Origin of the sequence: Streptomyces sp. M41 (assembly GCF_043673425.1) — a bacterium.
Classification (GTDB): Bacteria; Actinomycetota; Actinomycetes; order Streptomycetales; family Streptomycetaceae; genus Streptomyces.
The window spans coordinates 16,093-32,466 of sequence record NZ_JBIMKE010000037.1 but is presented as its reverse complement, the minus strand read 5'-3'; the positions used below and the strand labels follow the sequence as shown (position 1 = coordinate 32,466).

Sequence of the window (16,374 nt, the reverse complement as noted above, 5' to 3'; positions counted from 1 at the left end):
GAGGGCGAGGGCAGGGGCACGGCTGCGAGCCCGAGGGCGGGGGCCTCGGGCATGTGCTGGTGCTTCGGAGGGCGGCAGTCCTACGGTCGCGAGGGTCGGCCTCGGTGGAGTCGGTCCGTGAGGGTGCCGTTCGGGATGTGGGTCTTGCCGGGGGCGGCGATTGCTGTCCGGGGCCGGGCGAGGGCGTTGGGCGGCCGGGTGTGGTCTCTACGCGCCCGTCGTCTTCGCCGCCTTGGCCGCGGCCTTCATCTCCTGTTTGTGTGCACGCACCTTGGCCAGCGATTCCGGGCCGGTGATGTCGGCGACCGAGCGGAAGGACTTCTCCTCGCCGTAGGAGCCGGCGGCCTCCTGCCAGCCCGGGGGGCGCACGCCCAGCTGCTTGCCCAGCAGGGCGAGGAAGATCTGGGCCTTCTGCTTGCCGAAGCCGGGCAGGTCCTGGAGTCGGCGCAGCAGTTCCCGGCCGTCGTCGACGCCCTTCCAGACGAGCTCGGCGTCGCCGTCGTAGTGCTCGACGAGGTACTGGCACAGCTGTTGGATCCGCTTGGCCATGGACCCGGGGTAGCGGTGCACGGCCGGCTTCTGTGAGAGCAGGGACGAGAAGGCGTCCGGGTCCTGCGCGGCGATCTCGTGAGCGTCCAGGTCGTCCGCGCCGAGCCGGTCCGCGATCGTGCGCGGCCCTTTGAACGCCCACTCCATCGGAACCTGCTGGTCCAGCAGCATGCCGACCAGCGCGGCGAGCGGGCTGCGGCCGAGGAGCCGGTCGGCCTCGGGGTCCTGGGCGAGGTGAAGGGTGACGTCCATGACCCCGATCATGCCGTGGCCTGCGTCACATCTCCACGTGGGGGCTCGTGAGGGCGGCGCCGAAGCCGGCGTCCATCCCCCGGACCGTGATGCCGGCGCTCTTTCCGCACAGGTCGACCGAGCCGCTCGTGACCGGGCCCGAGGCCGAGCCGCGGGCCACCCAGACGCAGCCGTCGCTGTTCTCGCCGGGTGCGCCGACCACCGCCTCGGCCTTGCCGTCCTTGTTGAGGTCCGCGAGGTGGACGGCCCCGCCGAACTGGTCGCCCGTCTCGGCCGAGCCGGGCACGCCCGCCGTGTCCTGGGTGTAGCCGACGGCCTTCGCGGTGGTCAGGCCGGTGGCGGAGCCGCGCAGCAGAACGGCGGTGCCCGCCGAGGCACGCGAGCCGACGGCCTCCTCCGGGGAGCCGACCAGGACGTCGGCGTACCCGTCGGCGTCGACGTCGCCGACGCTCAGGGACTGACCGAACCAGTCGCCCCACTCCGCGCTGCCGGGGACGCCGGCCGTGTCCTGATGGAAGACCTTCGGCTTCTGTTCGGCGGTGATGCCCTGGGCGCTGCCGTAGAGGACCTGGATCTCGCCCCCGCGACGGGCTGCCGGAGTGGGCGCGTTGAAGTGGTTGTCGTCGCCCGCGATCCCGGTGACCAGGTCGCCGTACCCGTCACCGTTGACGTCGCCGATCCGCCCGGCGTGGCCGTCGGCGTGGGGGAGCTCCACCGGCCACGTGGTGAGCGGGTTCTCGGGGTCGGGGGGACCGACGTCGAGGCTCACCGGACCGCGGATGTCACCGTCGGTGGGGCCGGCCAGATGGAAGCGCTCCGCCTTGCCGTCGCCGTTGACGTCGCCCATCACCACGCCGCGGGCGTTGTCCCGCCACTCGAGATAGCGGGAGGCCGCCTGTCCGGTGCGGGTGAAGGGGCCGTTGTAGGAGGTGGCCTGGCAGCCCGAGCCGATGCCGACTTCCGGGGCGCCGTCGCCGTTCATGTCGCCGGTGGCGATGGACATGCCGAAGCGGCAGTACGTCCGGTCCTCACCGAATCCGGCCGGAGGGGCGATGGTCGCGCCGCCCTTGAGCCCGCTCGGCCCGCCCCACACCACGGTCACCGAGCCCCGCGAGGCGGCCTCACCGACGTCCTCGCCGGGGGCGCCGACGAGCAGATCGGCGTAGCCGTCCCGGTCCAGGTCGGCGGTGGCCACCGTCCTGCCGAAACGGTCGGACTCCTCGGCGGTGCCGGGGATCCCGGTGGTCGACTGGGTGACGACCGTGCGGCGCGCGGTGCTCACCGAGGACGCCGAGCCGTAGAACACGACGACCGAACCGGCCTCCTCCACCGTGCCGTTGGCGGCGCCCGGCGCGCCGACGGCCAGGTCGCGGTACCCGTCGCCGTTGAAGTCGTCCTGTACGGCGGCGGTGTTGGCGCCCTTGTAGGGGGCGGCGGCGGACGACGTCACCGGGGTGAGCGTGACGGCGACGGAAGCGGCGAGCACGGCTGCCGCCGTGACTGCTCTGCGCAACGGAACTCCTCGACTCGTGCAACGGGTGTCACACTCGACGCACGAGTCACAGGAATGGTTGTACGAACACCGACAATCGACCCCCCCGGACTCGCGGACCGACAGTCGACACCCGAGGACCGACAGCCCGACACTTGAGGATCGACAGCCGACAGTCGACAGCCGACGACAGGCAGCCGACACCCGACATCCGGCAGCCGACACATGACACCCGACAGTCGGCGTCCGACGCCGGGTCAGGGTCGCCAGTACCCCAGCGCGTTCACCCGCTGCTTGGGCACGCCCAGGTCCTTGCGGACGTACGACGTCAGGGCGCGGGTCGTCGCCGTGTCGCAGGCGATCCAGACGTAGGGGTCCGCGGCGCGTTCGAGGAGGCCGGGCAGCGTCTCCTTGACCTGGGCGACCAGGTGGGCGCCGGCATCGCGTCGGGGCAGGGTGCGCACCTCGTGGTGGGACGGCTCGGCGCGGAAGGGCAGTCCGTCCCGCTCGCCCTCGAACCAGACCGTGGCCGGGGTCGGGCCCAGTGCGGTGAGCAGGGAGTTGAGGGCGGGCAGGGAGGCCGCGTCGGCGACGGCGAAGATGTGGGAGGGGGCCGGGTCCGGGTCGGCGAAGCCGGTTCCGTGGACGGTGGCCTCGATCGTGTCGCCGGGCTTCGCCGTCCGTGCCCAGTCGCTGGCGACCCCCTCGTGCAGGGCGAACTCCAGGCTGAAGGTGCCGGCCGCCGGGTCCGGGTCGACCAGGGTGTAGGCCCGCTGATGGGGCTTGCCCGCGTTGTCGAACCAGAGCCGGACCCACATGGTGGGGTGGACGCCGGTCGCCGCCAGCATGCCGCCGTCCGTGAGGTGGACGCGGCGGTAGCGCTCGGTGACGTCCTCGGCGCCCGTCACCGTGAAGACGAAATCCTTGGCGCGCAGCAGTTTCAGGACCGCGCCCTCCCAGCCGTGACCCTGCCCCATGGCTTCTTCACCCTTCAAGTACCATTCCCGCACCAATAACTTAGGGGAGCCTAACCTAAAGTAAAGGAGGGGCACAGGTGACCGGCGAGATCTTCCGCGATGCCTGGGGCATTCCGCATCTCCGCGCCGACGGGGCGAGAGAACTCGCCCGGGTCCAGGGCCGCGTCACCGCCCTCGACCGGGCCTGGCAGCTGGAGGTGGAACGGCACCGGGCGCAGGGGACGTCCGCGTCCTTCCTCGGCGCCGAGGCCCTGCCCTGGGACCGGTTCGTCAGACGGGCCCGCCTCGACGACACGGCGAGACGCTGCTTCGCCGAGCTGGAGAGACGCGACCCCGAGACGGCGGCCTGGGTGCGGGCGTACGTCGACGGGGTCAACGAGGGGCTCGCCGAGGGAGCCCGCCGCACCCCGGAGTTCGCGCGGACCGGCCTCGCGCCCGGCCGGTGGGAGCCCTGGACCCCGCTCGGTGTCTGGCTCGGCATCCACATCCTGTTCGCGGGCTTCCCGGCCAAGCTCTGGCGCGAGCAGGTCGTACGGCATCTCGGCGCCGACGCGGTCGGGCTGTTCGCCACCGACGGGCCCGGCACCTCCGGCAGCAACGGCTGGCTGGTGAGCGGCGAACGGACCGTCACCGGGCACGCGATCATCGCCGGTGACCCGCACCGCTTCATCGAGGAACCCGGCGTCTACCAGCAGATCCACCTCTCCTGCCCGGAGTTCGACGTCATCGGCCTCGCCGTCCCGGGTGTCCCGGGCATCGCCCACTTCGGCCACACCGGCACGGTCGCCTGGGCCATCACCAACGCCATGGCCGACTACCAGGACCTGTACCGGGAGCGGTTGCGGCGCACGGGGGCGGGGGTGGAGGCCCTGGGCCCGGACGGGGTGTGGCGGCGGGCCGCCCGGCACACCGAGGTCGTGGAGGTGGCGGGGGAGGAGCCGGTCGAGATCGAGGTGATCGAGACCGAGCGGGGGCCGGTGATCATCGGCGGGCCGGAGGGCTTGCCGGGCGGTCTCGCCGAGGTCGATGAAGCCGGGGTCGAGGAGGTCGGGGTCGAGGAGGTCGGGGTCGAGGAGGCCGGGGCTGATGAAGCCGGCGTGCCGGCGGCCGGCGTCCAGGAGGGTCTCGCCGCTTCGCAGGAACGTTTTTCCACCCGTCTTCCCGACGCCCCGGACACCCCCCAGGCCCCTCATGCCCCCGCCCTCCCCGACGCCCCCGACACCCCGGAAGCCCCCCACGCACCCGACCTCGCCGGCCTCTCCGACCCCCCGCCCCCGCCCCTCGCCATAGCCCTGCGCTACCCGCCCCGCGTCACCGGTGACCTCGGCTTCGGTGCGCTGCTCCCCTTGCTGCGCGCCCGCCGGGTCGCCGATGTCGACCGTGCCCTCGACCTGTGGGCCGAGCCCGTCAACGTCGTCCAGGCCGCCGACACCGAGGGCGGCCTGCTGCACCGGGTCGCCGGAACGGTGCCCGTGCGCTCCGCGGCCAACCGCACCCGCCTCGTACCCGCGTGGGTGCCCGGCCACGACTGGCACGGCCGGCACGAGACGCCCCGCGGCGGGCTCACCGACGGCATCGCCGCCATGGCCAACCAGCGTGGTCTCGCCGCTCCCCTCGGCGTGGAGTTCGCCCCGCCGCATCGCGCCGACCGCATCACGGCCCTGCTGGGCGAGAAGGACCACTGGTCGGCCGCCGACATGCCGGCGATCCACATGGACACCCGACTGGCCTCCGCCGCACCCCTCCTGGACCGCCTGAACGCGCTGGACGCCCTCAGCCCCGAGGCCGACCGCGTCCGGCGGACCCTCGTGGCCTGGGACCGCCGTATGGACGCGGACAGCGAGGCCGCGGCCGTCTACGCGGCGGTGCGCGGCGCGGTCGTACGCCGGCTCGCCGCCCACCCGGCCTTCGCCGCGCTGGCCGTACCGCCCGCCTACCCGGAGGTCCTCCTGCCCTGGTTGGCGCTGCTCCCGCGCGTCGGCTTCGCGCTCGAACACCTGCTGCGCGCCGAGGAGTTGTACGGCATCGACCGCGCCGGGATCGTCCGCGCGGCGGTCGAGGAGGTGGCCGGGAGCGGCGCCGCGCCCGAGGCCGCTTCCCGCGGGCCCCGGCGGACCTGGGGCGACAGTCACCGCCTCGCCCCCTGGCGGGCGCTGCCCGGCCCGTCGTACGACGAACCCGGTCTCGCCGGGGACCACGACTGCGTGCTGTGCACCTCGGCCGTGCCCGGCCTCAGCGATCTGAGCGCGCGTGGTCCCGCCGCCCGCTATGTCTGGGACCTGGCCGACCGCGAGGCGAGCCGCTGGGTGGTCCCGCTCGGTGCCTGCGGCATCCCCGGCTCGCCCCACCACCGCGACCAACTCCCCCTGTGGACCAGGGGCGACCTGGTCCCGGTCGTCACTGATTTCACCCGGCTCGAGAAGGAATCCGATGTCTGAGCAGCCCGCGGCCGTCCGTGCCGCCGTCCGTACACCCCTCCATGAGCAGTCCGTCGACGGCTTCGGCACCGTCCGCGTCCTGCCCCTCGACCCGCGGGCCGACGCCGAGGTCGTACACGGCTGGGTCAGTGCGCAGCGGGCCTCCTTCTGGGGCATGAACGGCCTCACCAGGGACCAGGTGACCGAGATCTACGCCCACATGGACACCCTCGACACCCATCACGCCTTCCTCGTCGTACGGGACGCCGAGCCGGTCGCGCTCCTGCAGACCTATGAGCCGTGGGCCGACCGGGTCGGCGAGTGCTACGACGTCCTGCCCGGCGACATCGGCGTCCACCTGCTGCTCGCGCCGGCCGGCCCCGGTGGCGGGCGTCCCGGCTGGACGTCGGCGCTGCTGTCCGTCGCCGCGGCGTACGTCTTCGGCACGCTGGGCCGGCGGCGGGTCGTCGTCGACCCCGATGTGCGCAACGACAAGGCCATCGCCCGCTTCGTGAAGCAGGGCTTCACGGCCGGACCGGTGGTCGTGCTGCCGGAGGTCGACCTGCCGGAGGTGTACCTGCCGAAGAAGGAGGCCCAACTCGCCTTCCTCACCCGGGAGGTAGCTTTTGGGGCGTGACCCCGGAAGAACTCGTCGCGCACTATGCCCTGGAGCCGATCCCGCGCGAGGGCGGACTGTTCCGCCGTACCTGGGCGGGACCCGAACTGTCCGACGGACGGCCTCAGGGCACCGCGATCGTCGTCCTGCTCACCGCCGACGACTACTCGGCCCTGCACCGCCTGCCGTCCGACGAGGTCTGGCACTTCTACCTGGGAGACCCCCTGGAGATGCTGCTCCTCGCCCCCGACGGCACGTCCCGTACCGCGGTCCTGGGCCCGGACATAGGGCGCGGCCAGCACCTCCAGCTCACCGTCCCCGCCGGAACCTGGATGGGTGCCCGGGTGGTGGCGGGCGGCTCCTGGACCTTCTTCGGCTGCACGATGGCGCCGGGGTTCACCTACGAGGGCTACGAGCACGGCGACCTGGCGGAACTGACAGCGCGCTATCCCCGCGAGGCCGCCCGTATCGCGGCACTGTGCCGCCCATGAGCCAACTCCTCGAAGGACAGGTGGCCCTGGTCACGGGTGCGGGCGGCGGCATCGGGCGCGGCATCGCGACGCGGTTCGCCGAGGAGGGCGCGGCCGTCGTGCTGCACTGCCGTACGGCCGTGGCGGCTGCGGACGAGACGGCGCGGCGCATCCGGGGGCTGGGGGGCCGGGCTCTGGTCGTGCGGGCCGACCTGGCGGACGAGGACGCCTGCCGGCGGACGGTCGCCGAGGCCGCCGAGTGGGGCGGGGGGCGGCTGACCGCGCTGGTCAACAACGCGGGAGTGCAACCGACGCAGGAGTTGGCGGGGATGACGGCGGCCCAGTGGCGGGCGGTCGTGGACACCAATCTGTCGAGCGTCTTCGCGTGTACGCAGGCGGCGGCCGAGGTCATGCGGGGGCAGGACGGGGGCGGCTCGGTCACCCACATCGCGTCCATCGAGGCGACCCACCCGGCGCCCCTGCACGCCCACTACTGCGCCGCCAAGGCGGCCGTGGTGATGCACGCCCGCTCGGCCGCCCTGGAGTACGGCGGCTCCGGCATCCGCGTCAACACCGTCTCGCCCGGTCTGATCGACCGGGAAGGGCTGGCGCAGGCTTGGCCGGAAGGGGTGCGGCGCTGGGAACGGGCGGTGCCCACCGGGCGCCTGGGGCGGCCGGAGGACGTGGGCGACGCCTGTGTGTTCCTGGCCTCGCGGCTGGCGTCCTGGGTCACGGGGCACGACCTGGTGGTGGACGGCGGGGTGTCGGCGCGGCCGACGTGGTGACCGGACCGCACCGATCACGGGGCCGAGGTGAGACGGAAACGCCTCGCGTCCGTACGTATCCCCGAGGCGGTAGGTCCGACGACGGAGATGTGTGACTGACGTGGGGTGCGATGACCGACAGGGACGGCGCCGGACCGACCCGCGGCGACGACTTCACCGGCTGGTGCTGCTGGGCACCTTGCTGGTCCTGTTCCTCCTCGGCGGCACCGGCCCCGCCTCGGCGCACGCCGCCCTGCGCGGCACCGATCCCGGGGACGGCAGCCTCCTCAAGTCCGCCCCCCGTCATCTCACCCTGACCTTCACGGAGTCCGTCGGCCTGCTCGATGACTCCTTCCGCGTTCTGGACCCGGACGGCCGCCGGCTGCGCACGGGCGAGCCGCGGCACGGCACGGGCGGCGCCGACACCGCCCGGGTGTCGCTGCCGGCGAAACTGGACCGGGGCACGTACACGGTGGCCTGGCGGGTGGTGTCGGCCGACAGTCACCCGGTCTCCGGCGCGTTCACCTTCTCCGTCGGCGAACGCTCCCTGACCACGGCCACCGCCGACCCCGGACCCGTCGAGGACCCGGCGACCAAGAGCCTCTACAACATCGCCCGCTATCTCGCCTACCTCGCCGCGACCGTGCTCATCGGCACGGCGACGTTCATGGCCGTCTGCCGACCGCCCGACACCCCGGCGCTCGCCAGGCTGCTGCGCACCGGCTGGTGGACTCTCCTCACCGCCACCCTCGCCTTGCTGGTGCTGCGCGGCCCGTACGAGACGGGCGAGGGCCCGTTGGGTTCGCTCAGCGCCGATTCCCTCACCGGCACCCTGACCAGCCGCCCGGGCGCGGTCCTGCTGACCCGGCTGGCCCTGCTCCTGGCAGCGGCCGTCCATCTCGTACGGCTGTCCCGGCAGCGCAAGCCCTACGGCTGGTCCGGCGCCGCCCTCGCCGTGGGCCTCGCCATGACCTGGGCGGCCGGCGAGCACGCCTCCGCGGGCATCCAGGTGCCCGCCGCGATGACGTCCTCGGCGCTGCACCTGCTGGCCACCGCGGTCTGGCTCGGCGGCCTCACGGCCCTGCTCGTCACCTTGTACCGCGCGCATCTGACACCGGCCGCGGTCACCCGCTTCTCGCGACTCGCCTTCGCCTGTGTGGTCGTCCTGGTGGTCACCGGCGGCTACCAGTCCTGGCGCGGCCTGGGCTCCTGGGAGGCGCTCACCGGTACGACGTACGGCAGGCTGCTCGTCCTGAAGCTGGCCGCCGTGGTCCTGCTCCTCGGCGCGGCGGCCCTGTCCCGCCGCTGGACGACGCGGCTCGCGACGGCCGATGTCCGGGCGGTCGTACGGGAGAAGGTTCCGGAGCCGGTCGGCGGCCCGGCCCTGCCGCAGCCCATGGAGTCGACCGAAGGGCCCGAGGCGGGGGACTCCCCTGAGCCCGGCGGGCCGGAGGGCGACGGGCCCGGGCAGCGCAGGGCCCTGCGTCGCTCCGTGTTCGCCGAGGTCGCCGTCGGGGCCGCGGTTCTGGCGATCACCACGCTGCTCACCAGCACGCTGCCGGGCCGGGCGCAGGCCGAGGCGGCGGCCGGGGCGCCCACGGTGGTCGGCGCCTCCGTCACCAATGTGCCCTTCGACGTCGGCACGCCCGGTGGCCGCGGCAAGGTGCAGATCACGATCGATCCGGGCCGGGTCGGCGACAACTCCGTCGAGGCGCTCGTCTACGGCCCCGACGGCGGGGTGGCCGTCGTTCCCGAACTGCGGATGTCCTTCACCCTTCCGGCGAAGGACGTCGGCCCCATCGACGCCGAACTCACCGACAAGGGCGGCTACTGGAGCAACAGCTTCCTCAACCTGCCGCTGGCCGGCACCTGGGAGATGAAGGTGACGGTGCGCACGTCCGAGGTCGACCAGGTCAGCGAGACCCGGACCGTGGTCATCCGTTAGGTGCGCGGGGGCCGCCCGGGCCGCCGGACCGTATGGGGCGGGGGCGTCCTGGCGCTCGAACGTTCTTGCGGGCCCGATCGGTTGTGACAAGGTGACGTGACATCGCCGGGGGACTTCGAGGGGTGGGCGGCATGCCGGAGCTGAGCAAGGGCGGGAACATCGTGGTGGGCTCCGGGCCCCTCGTCGCCGAACTGCACACCGAGGGGGGCACGGTCGACCTCAGCGCCCTGCTGGTCGCCGCGGACGGCAAGGTCCGCTCCGACGACGACCTGGTCTTCTACAACCAGCCGTCCGCCGAGTCCGGTGCGGTACGGCACCTCGCCGCCGACGCCGGGGGCGTGGAGCGCGTCGAACTGGACCCGGCCGCGCTGCCCGTGGACGTGGACCGGGTGGTCCTGGTCGGCAGCTGCGACCCCGACGACACGAGCCGCACCTTCAGTGAGGTGAAGGACGTCCTGATACGCGCCGCCCAGCCCGGCGCCGACCCCGACCCCGTCCTCTTCCGCCCGCCCGCCCTCACCGACGGCGAACGCGCCGTCCTGCTCGTGGAGCTCTACCGCAGGGGCGAGAGCTGGAAGCTGCGCGCGATCGGCCAGGGGTACGCGAACGGGCTGGCGGGCCTTGCCACCGACTTCGGGATCGACGTGGCGGAGGAGTCGGGCTGCGAGCCGGAGGAGCCCGAGCAGCCCGCCGCGCAGCCCGCCCAGCCCACCCAGCCCGCCCCGCAGTCCGCCGCCGCGCACCCCGCCCCCGCGGCGCCGCCCGTCGACCTGCGCAAGCCGCCGCTCGGCACGATCAGCCTCGACAAGGGCAGCCAGGTCTCGATGAGCCTGGACAAGGGGGACCGCGAGCTGGTGGTCACGGCCACCCTGGAGTGGGACGGCGGCAGCGACGCACGCCGCAGGAAGGGCGCCGACCTCGACCTGTACGCCCTGTTCGTGCCGGCTTCCAAGGCGGTACGCGGCGAGCAACCGCCCGGCACCGTCGTCAGTCCGAAGAAGAAGGGGCCGCGCCCCGCGGACGACTCGGGCACGGCGAAGAAGGGCAAGGGCGGCGACGTCGTCTACTACAAGCGCCTCGGCTCCCTGAAGAACCGTCCCTTCATCCACCTCGACGGCGACGCCCGCGTCCCGGGCCGCGAGACCCTGCGTATCGTCCGCCCCGACCAGCAGGGCTACGTCCTGCTCTGCGCCTACTCCGCGGTCAGCAACGGCTTCGGCTCCTTCCGCAGCTTCGGCGCGAAGGTCGTCGTCACGGACGACCGCGGCTCGACCGTCACCGTCCCGTTGTTCGAGAACACCAAGACCCGCTACTGGGTGGCCCTCGCCCTCGTCGACTTCACCGACTCCGACGGAGCGGCGATCCACCACATCGAGGCATACAGCGCCCGCATGACCGAGCGCCGCCCGGTGCTCCACCCGGACGGCACGATCGAGATGAACGCGGGGCCGGTGGAGTTCAAGAGACGCTGAGCGTCCAGTGAGGTGCAAGACCCCACAGAACCGGGCACATGACAGGAAGTACGGCATCCCGCTGCCGAAGGCCGTCCGCCATGCCAGAGCTTCCCGACGTCGAAGGTTTCCGGAACGTACTCCAGTCCTGCGCGCAGGGCAGGGTCGTCCGGCGCGTCGAGGTGCGCGACACCGGCGTCCTGCACGGAGTCGGCGCGCGGCAGCTGCGGGAGGCACTGGAGGGCCGGCGCGTCACCGGGACGGAACGGCACGGCAAGTGGCTGCTGGCTCGGACCGGCGGCCCCACCCTGCTGCTGCACTTCGGCATGACGGGGCGGCTGCTGTGCGCCCACCCGGACGACCCGGCCGAGCCGCACGACCGGGTCCTGTTCACCGTTGCCCGCGACCGCCAGCTGCGCTACCGCGACCAGCGCAAGCTCCAGGGCCTGTGGCTGGCCCACGACGAGTCCGACGTCGTACGGCTGCTGGCGGGCCAGGGCCCGGACGCCCTGACGGTGGACCGCGCGGAGTTCGAGGCGGCGCTCGCCTCCCACCGCGGCCGGCTCAAGGCGGTGCTGATCGACCAGTCGGTCCTCGCCGGCCTCGGCAACCTCCTGGCCGACGAGATCCTGTGGCGCGCGAGGCTGCGCCCCGGCACTCCCGCCGACGCCCTCACCGCACCCGAGTCCCGCCGCCTCTACACGGAGATGCGACGCACCCTGCGCCCCGCGGTCGCCGCAGGCCGCGTCCCGCCCCGCGACACCTGGCTGACGGGCCACCGGGACACCCCCGACCCGCACTGCCCCCGCTGCCACACCGCCCTGCGCCGGACCCGCGTGGGAGGCAGGACCACGGTGTGGTGCCCGGGCTGCCAGGCCGCGCCGAGTGACACGGGGCGGCGATAATGGCTTGAGCCCGGGCAATGGCGGCTCCGGACGCGCGGACCCGGCCCGCGCGCCGCGGACGCCGACCTGACGGATCTCTGCGAGAGCGAGATGAGCGATCATGGACGAGCCCGCCATCGGCCGGGCGAACCGTCCGCTCGACCCGGTGGTCGGCGACGAGCTCACGGCCCGCGTCACCGTCGACGAACAGGGCACGGTGACCGGGTGGAACGAGGGCGCCGAACGGCTTCTCGGGTACACGGGCGCGCAGATCGTCGGACGGCCGGTGGCCGGCCTGCTGGCCGATCCGGTGCCGGCGCAGGCCCTGCCCCCCTTCGCCCAGCTGCCCAGATGGCACGGCGAGGTCGCCGTCCGGCACCTCGACGGCCGACGGCTGGAGATCAGGGTCCTCGCCCACCACCGGAAGCTCGCAAGCGGCGGGCACGGTGGGAGCGGCGGGAGCGGCGGGAGCGCGGGTAGCGGCGGGCGCGCCGGTAGCGGCGGGCGCGGCTGGTTCCTGGTCTCCGCCCTGACCGGCCGGCCGGCCCGGCCGCCGGCCGAGGAGTCGTTCGTGACCTGGACCTTCGCCCAGTCCCCGTGCTGCGCGCTGGCGCTGTACGACACCGGGCTGCGTCTGCGACGGGCCAACACGGCCATGGAACGGGCCGTGGCCCTCCCCGAGGCCGACATGCTCGGGCTGCGCGTCAGCGAGATCGTGGACGACCCGGCCGGTGAGCGGGCGGAACAGAGCATGGCCCGGGTCCTGGAGACCGGCGAGCCGCAGTACAACGAGAACTTCCTGCGCGGCAGCGGCGAGTCGCGGGGGCATGCCTGGTCGGTCCTCATGTCGCCGCTGCGCGACGGCGCCGGCACCCTGCGGGGGGTGTGCCTGACCTCGCACGACATGACCGAGCAGTACTGGGCGCGCAAACGGCTCCAGCTGATGGCCGACGCCGGCCGGCGCATCGGCAGCACCCTCGATGTGATGCGTACGGCGCAGGAGCTGGCGGACGTGACCGTCCCCGAATTCGCCGACTTCGTCAGCGTCGACCTGCTGACCTCACTCGACGACCTCCAGGAGCCACTGCCCGACGGCGCCGTTCCGGCCGGCCCCCTGGTGCTGCGCCGGGCCGCCCACCAGTCCGGGACCCCGGGCGTCCCGGAGGCGGTCGTCGCCCTCGGCAGCCTCGACGAGTACCCGGAGGGCTCCGCGCCGGTCGAGACGCTCCGTTCCGGGCGGGCCATGCTCTACGAGATGACGCACCCCGCGATCACCGCGCTGGTCGCCCGCGACCCGGCCCGGGCCTCCCGGGTCCGGGAGTTCAACGTCCACTCGGTGATGGCGGTGCCGCTGACGGCACGCGGAACCACCCTGGGCGTCGCCGTCTTCGTACGCCATCGCCACCCCGACGTCTTCCGGCAGGACGACCTGGTGCTGGCCGAGGAACTGGCGGCCAGGGCGGCCGTGTGCATCGACAACGCCCGCCGCTTCGCCCGCGAGCGCGGCACCGCGGTGATGCTGCAACGCAGCCTGCTGCCGCAGCGGCTGCCGGAGCAGGCGGCGGTCGAGGTCGCCTCCCGCTACCTCCCGGCCGACGCGCACGCCGGCGTCGGCGGCGACTGGTTCGACGTGATCCCGCTGTCCGGCGGGCGGGTGGCCCTGGTCGTCGGCGACATCGTCGGCCACGGCCTGCACGCCTCCGCGACCATGGGCCGGCTGCGGACGGCCGTACGTACCCTCGCCGACATCGATCTGGCGCCGGACGAGCTGCTCACCCACCTCGACGACCTGGTCGCCCGGCTGTCGACCGAACGCGACACCGGCGGCGCCGTGGGGGCGACCTGCCTGTACGCCGTGTACGACCCGATCTCCCGGCGCTGCACCCTGGCCCGGGCCGGCCATCCGCCGCCGGCCGTGCTGAGCCCCGGCGGCGGCGCCGAACTCGTGGCCCTGCCGGCGGGACCGCCGCTGGGCCTGGGCGGGCTGCCCTTCGAGGCGGCCGAGATCGATCTGCCGGAGGGCAGCCTGCTGGCCCTCTACACGGACGGCTTGGTCAGGCCCGGCCTGCGCGACGGCGACCGGGACGGCGGTGACCGGCACGGCGGCGACGGCCGCCCTTCCGGCGGCGGTGACGCCGGTGACGCCGATGACACCGACGGCGGCGACGGAATCCTCCGCCTGCGCCACCTCCTCACCCGCCCCGAGCCGACGCTGGACGCCCTGTGCGACCGGATCCTCACCGACCTGCTCCCGCCCCGCCCGCCCGACGACGTCGCCCTCCTCCTCGCCCGCACCCGCGCGCTGGACGCCTCCCAGGTCGCCACCTGGGCCGTACCGGCCGATCCGTCCGCCGTCGCCCAGGCCCGCAAGGACGCGCTGGCCCAACTGGACGCGTGGGACCTGGAGGACGCCGCCTTCGTCACGGAACTGGTCGTCAGCGAACTGGTCACCAACGCCATCCGGCACGCCCAGCCCCCCATCGAGCTCCGCCTGATCCACCTCGCCCACGACAACTCCCTCATCTGCGAGGTGGCCGACGGCGACAGCACCGCCCCCCACCTGCGCCGCGCCCGCACCTACGACGAGGGCGGCCGGGGCCTGCTCCTGGTCGCCCAGCTCACCCGGCGCTGGGGCACGCGTCAGACCCCGAAAGGCAAGACGATCTGGACGGAACAGCCACTGGACGTCTGAAGGTCCGACACGGGCTGATGATCTACGCGTGTTAGCTTCCGTGGACGTTTCCGTGGACGTCTCCGCGGACCATGAGCGCCCGGCACGACCACCCGGGCCGAGGGGGAGCACATATGAACGGCGACGCCGTGCGCACGACGGAACCGGTCCGGCCGGCCGGGGGCATGTCCGAGGCTCTGAAGCACCTGTGGGCCTCGCCCTTCTGCTTCATCACGGCGGCGTTCATCGCCTTCAACGTCGTCGGCCACAAGAACGCGGGCTGGTCCCTGATGGCCGCCGCCCTGACCGGCCCGGCCATCGCCCTGACCTGGGGCGCGGTCCGCCGCGAACGCCCCGACTCGTTCGTGATCGTCCCTCTGGGAGCCATGGCCCTGTTCACGGTCCTCTTCGGCATCACCCAGGGTTTCCCATGGGGTTGATCTGTCAGTGAGGGTCGCCCTGCCGGCCGAGGGTCTCCACGGGGGTCGCGCCGGGCCGGGTCCACTGGGGCACGGGGCGGCTGGTCGGCCCCCAGGTGGCGTTTCCGTCCGCGTCCGAGCGCCAGGACCAGCACGCGTGCCCTCCCTCCGGCCGGCCCTCCGGGTTGTCCTCCCACGCCTCGCCACGGCCGTAGGGGGTCATGTCGAGCAGGCCCAGTGAGGCGTTGACCCGCTCGTTGCCACGGCCCGTCGTGGAGTAGGTGAGGAACACGCGGTCGCCGTCGCGAAGGAAGCAGGTGAGGTACCCCATTTCGCCGCCGACCGGCTCTGCCACGCCCCGCACCGAGTACCAGGGCTGGGTGTAGCCCATGAACTCGACGTAGGGGGCCACCTCCGCCCAGCGGCCCGTGGTCAGGACGGCGAACGAGACGCCGCGGGCGTTGAGATAGGCGGCGTCCTTCAGGTGCCAGGCCGTGGTCGTGCAGCCCTCGCACTGTCCCTGGTGCGGCGCGCCGTCGTACCACATGTGCTTGTAGACCACGAGCTCGTCGCGCCCCTGGAACAGATCCAGGAACGGAACCGGCCCGTCGGCCCCGACGACCTCGACCGTCCCGTCGAACTCCACCATCGGCAGCCGGCGACGGTCCGCGGCGATGGCGTCCCCCGCACGGGTATGGGCCTTCTCGCGGACCAGCAGCTCATCGCGGGCGCGCTGCCAGGTGGCGAGGTCGACGACGGCCGGCCAGCCGGGCAGCGAGGCCGTCGAATCGTCCGGCGTGGTCGTCATGACGTCCTCCAGCGAGAGTCAGGTGACCGGGTGGAGGCCCGGTCCACGAGAACAGACTCCCGCCCCGAAGGAAACTCATCGACCGGACGCGGCGACCGGATCACCATCGCGGTGAGGTCGGCCCACGCATCACTGCCCGCACGCACAGCCAGCGGCTGCCGGGGTCTGTTCGGTGGCCTGGCCGGTGCAGCAGCCGTCCCCGGATCCGTTCGGGTCGGCGTCCTTGCCGAGGGTGTCGGCGTCCGCCTTCACGACATAGACCTCCCAGGGTTCCCGGCCGGGGCCGTGGACCCACACCTTGTCCTGGAGGGCGTAGCAGCAGGAGGTGTCGTTCTCCTCGAAGGTGGCCAGGCCGGCGTCCTTGAGGCGGTTGGTCGCGGCGCCGACCTGCTCGGTGGACTCGACCTCGACGCCGAGGTGGTCGAGCCGGGTGTCCTGGCCGGGCTCGCCCTCGATCAGGACGAGCTTGAGCGGGGGCTCGGCGAGGGCGAAGTTGGCGTAGCCCGGGCGCCTCTTGGCCGGTTCGGTGCCGAACAGCTTCGAGTAGAAGGTGATCGACGCTTCGAGGTCGCTGACGCGCAGGGCGAGCTGGGCACGAGACATGGCACGGTTCCCATCTGCTTGCATTGATGTCTGTCGATACACAGCTTGCGCCCTGG

Annotated in this window: 14 protein-coding genes; 9 read left to right on the top strand and 5 right to left on the bottom strand. The window is 73.3% G+C overall.

Translation table 11 applies throughout. The features are described from left to right. Positions 1-207 precede the first annotated feature (207 nt). The 3 genes from ACHBTE_RS31780 to ACHBTE_RS31770 all read right to left on the bottom strand — a co-directional run bounded on the left by ACHBTE_RS31780 (position 208) and on the right by ACHBTE_RS31770 (position 3,270). Positions 208-801: an HhH-GPD-type base excision DNA repair protein gene (locus ACHBTE_RS31780; RefSeq protein ID WP_394728460.1), complete on the bottom strand. Its 594-nt coding sequence runs from the start codon at positions 799-801 to the stop codon at positions 208-210. Positions 802-826: 25 nt separating this feature from the next. Next, positions 827-2,314, bottom strand: a complete 1,488-nt coding sequence (locus tag ACHBTE_RS31775) for an FG-GAP-like repeat-containing protein (RefSeq protein WP_394728458.1) — start codon at positions 2,312-2,314, stop codon at positions 827-829. A 236-nt stretch (positions 2,315-2,550) separates the two neighbouring features. Then, a complete protein-coding gene (locus ACHBTE_RS31770) occupies positions 2,551-3,270 on the bottom strand; it encodes a siderophore-interacting protein (protein WP_394728456.1) in 720 nt (239 codons plus the stop codon). Positions 3,271-3,347: 77 nt separating this feature from the next. Here ACHBTE_RS31770 and ACHBTE_RS31765 point away from each other — a divergent pair, with 77 nt between their 5' ends. The 9 genes from ACHBTE_RS31765 (at position 3,348) to ACHBTE_RS31725 (ending at position 14,928) form a co-directional block, all read left to right on the top strand. Continuing rightward, the gene (locus ACHBTE_RS31765) at positions 3,348-5,708 is read left to right on the top strand and encodes a penicillin acylase family protein (RefSeq protein ID WP_394728454.1); all 2,361 of its coding nucleotides are present in this window, start codon (positions 3,348-3,350) and stop codon (positions 5,706-5,708) included. Further along, complete coding sequence (locus ACHBTE_RS31760; RefSeq protein WP_394728452.1) at positions 5,701-6,324, top strand: GNAT family N-acetyltransferase; 624 nt, start codon at positions 5,701-5,703, stop codon at positions 6,322-6,324. Before ACHBTE_RS31765 ends, ACHBTE_RS31760 begins: the two co-directional genes overlap by 8 nt. Continuing rightward, positions 6,321-6,794, top strand: coding sequence for a cupin domain-containing protein (locus ACHBTE_RS31755; protein WP_394728450.1), 474 nt, complete (start codon positions 6,321-6,323; stop codon positions 6,792-6,794). Before ACHBTE_RS31760 ends, ACHBTE_RS31755 begins: the two co-directional genes overlap by 4 nt. After that, entirely contained in the window at positions 6,791-7,558 is a 768-nt protein-coding gene (locus tag ACHBTE_RS31750) for an SDR family NAD(P)-dependent oxidoreductase (protein WP_394728447.1), read from the top strand. Before ACHBTE_RS31755 ends, ACHBTE_RS31750 begins: the two co-directional genes overlap by 4 nt. A gap of 163 nt (positions 7,559-7,721) precedes the next feature. Then, a complete protein-coding gene (locus ACHBTE_RS31745) occupies positions 7,722-9,482 on the top strand; it encodes a copper resistance CopC/CopD family protein (protein WP_394728525.1) in 1,761 nt (586 codons plus the stop codon). Positions 9,483-9,613: 131 nt separating this feature from the next. Next, a complete protein-coding gene (locus tag ACHBTE_RS31740) occupies positions 9,614-10,954 on the top strand; it encodes a TerD family protein (RefSeq protein ID WP_394728445.1) in 1,341 nt (446 codons plus the stop codon). An 80-nt stretch (positions 10,955-11,034) separates the two neighbouring features. After that, positions 11,035-11,838 (top strand): Fpg/Nei family DNA glycosylase, encoded by an 804-nt coding sequence (locus ACHBTE_RS31735; RefSeq protein WP_394728443.1) that lies wholly within the window; start codon positions 11,035-11,037, stop codon positions 11,836-11,838. Between the two features lie 100 nt (positions 11,839-11,938). Then, positions 11,939-14,509: a SpoIIE family protein phosphatase gene (locus ACHBTE_RS31730; RefSeq protein WP_394728441.1), complete on the top strand. Its 2,571-nt coding sequence runs from the start codon at positions 11,939-11,941 to the stop codon at positions 14,507-14,509. A gap of 113 nt (positions 14,510-14,622) precedes the next feature. Then, positions 14,623-14,928, top strand: a complete 306-nt coding sequence (locus tag ACHBTE_RS31725) for a hypothetical protein (RefSeq protein ID WP_394728439.1) — start codon at positions 14,623-14,625, stop codon at positions 14,926-14,928. Positions 14,929-14,932: 4 nt separating this feature from the next. On the opposite strand, the gene ACHBTE_RS31720 is transcribed toward ACHBTE_RS31725, so the two are convergent. Continuing rightward, positions 14,933-15,715, bottom strand: a complete 783-nt coding sequence (locus ACHBTE_RS31720; protein WP_394728437.1) for a DUF899 family protein — start codon at positions 15,713-15,715, stop codon at positions 14,933-14,935. A 129-nt stretch (positions 15,716-15,844) separates the two neighbouring features. Then, positions 15,845-16,318 (bottom strand): ArsI/CadI family heavy metal resistance metalloenzyme, encoded by a 474-nt coding sequence (locus ACHBTE_RS31715; RefSeq protein ID WP_394728435.1) that lies wholly within the window; start codon positions 16,316-16,318, stop codon positions 15,845-15,847. Between the last annotated feature and the right edge of the window lie 56 nt (positions 16,319-16,374).

Excerpts from the sequence above, each read along its gene's own strand:
- ACHBTE_RS31780 (WP_394728460.1), bottom strand. The coding sequence starts at position 801 with ATGGACGTCACCCTTCACCTCGCCCAGGACCCCGAGGCCGACCGGCTC.
- ACHBTE_RS31770 (WP_394728456.1), bottom strand. The coding sequence starts at position 3,270 with ATGGGGCAGGGTCACGGCTGGGAGGGCGCGGTCCTGAAACTGCTGCGC.
- ACHBTE_RS31760 (WP_394728452.1), top strand. The coding sequence starts at position 5,701 with ATGTCTGAGCAGCCCGCGGCCGTCCGTGCCGCCGTCCGTACACCCCTC.
- ACHBTE_RS31750 (WP_394728447.1), top strand. The coding sequence starts at position 6,791 with ATGAGCCAACTCCTCGAAGGACAGGTGGCCCTGGTCACGGGTGCGGGC.
- ACHBTE_RS31740 (WP_394728445.1), top strand. The coding sequence starts at position 9,614 with ATGCCGGAGCTGAGCAAGGGCGGGAACATCGTGGTGGGCTCCGGGCCC.
- ACHBTE_RS31735 (WP_394728443.1), top strand. The coding sequence starts at position 11,035 with ATGCCAGAGCTTCCCGACGTCGAAGGTTTCCGGAACGTACTCCAGTCC.
- ACHBTE_RS31730 (WP_394728441.1), top strand. The coding sequence starts at position 11,939 with ATGGACGAGCCCGCCATCGGCCGGGCGAACCGTCCGCTCGACCCGGTG.
- ACHBTE_RS31725 (WP_394728439.1), top strand. The coding sequence starts at position 14,623 with ATGAACGGCGACGCCGTGCGCACGACGGAACCGGTCCGGCCGGCCGGG.
- ACHBTE_RS31720 (WP_394728437.1), bottom strand. The coding sequence starts at position 15,715 with ATGACGACCACGCCGGACGATTCGACGGCCTCGCTGCCCGGCTGGCCG.
- ACHBTE_RS31715 (WP_394728435.1), bottom strand. The coding sequence starts at position 16,318 with ATGTCTCGTGCCCAGCTCGCCCTGCGCGTCAGCGACCTCGAAGCGTCG.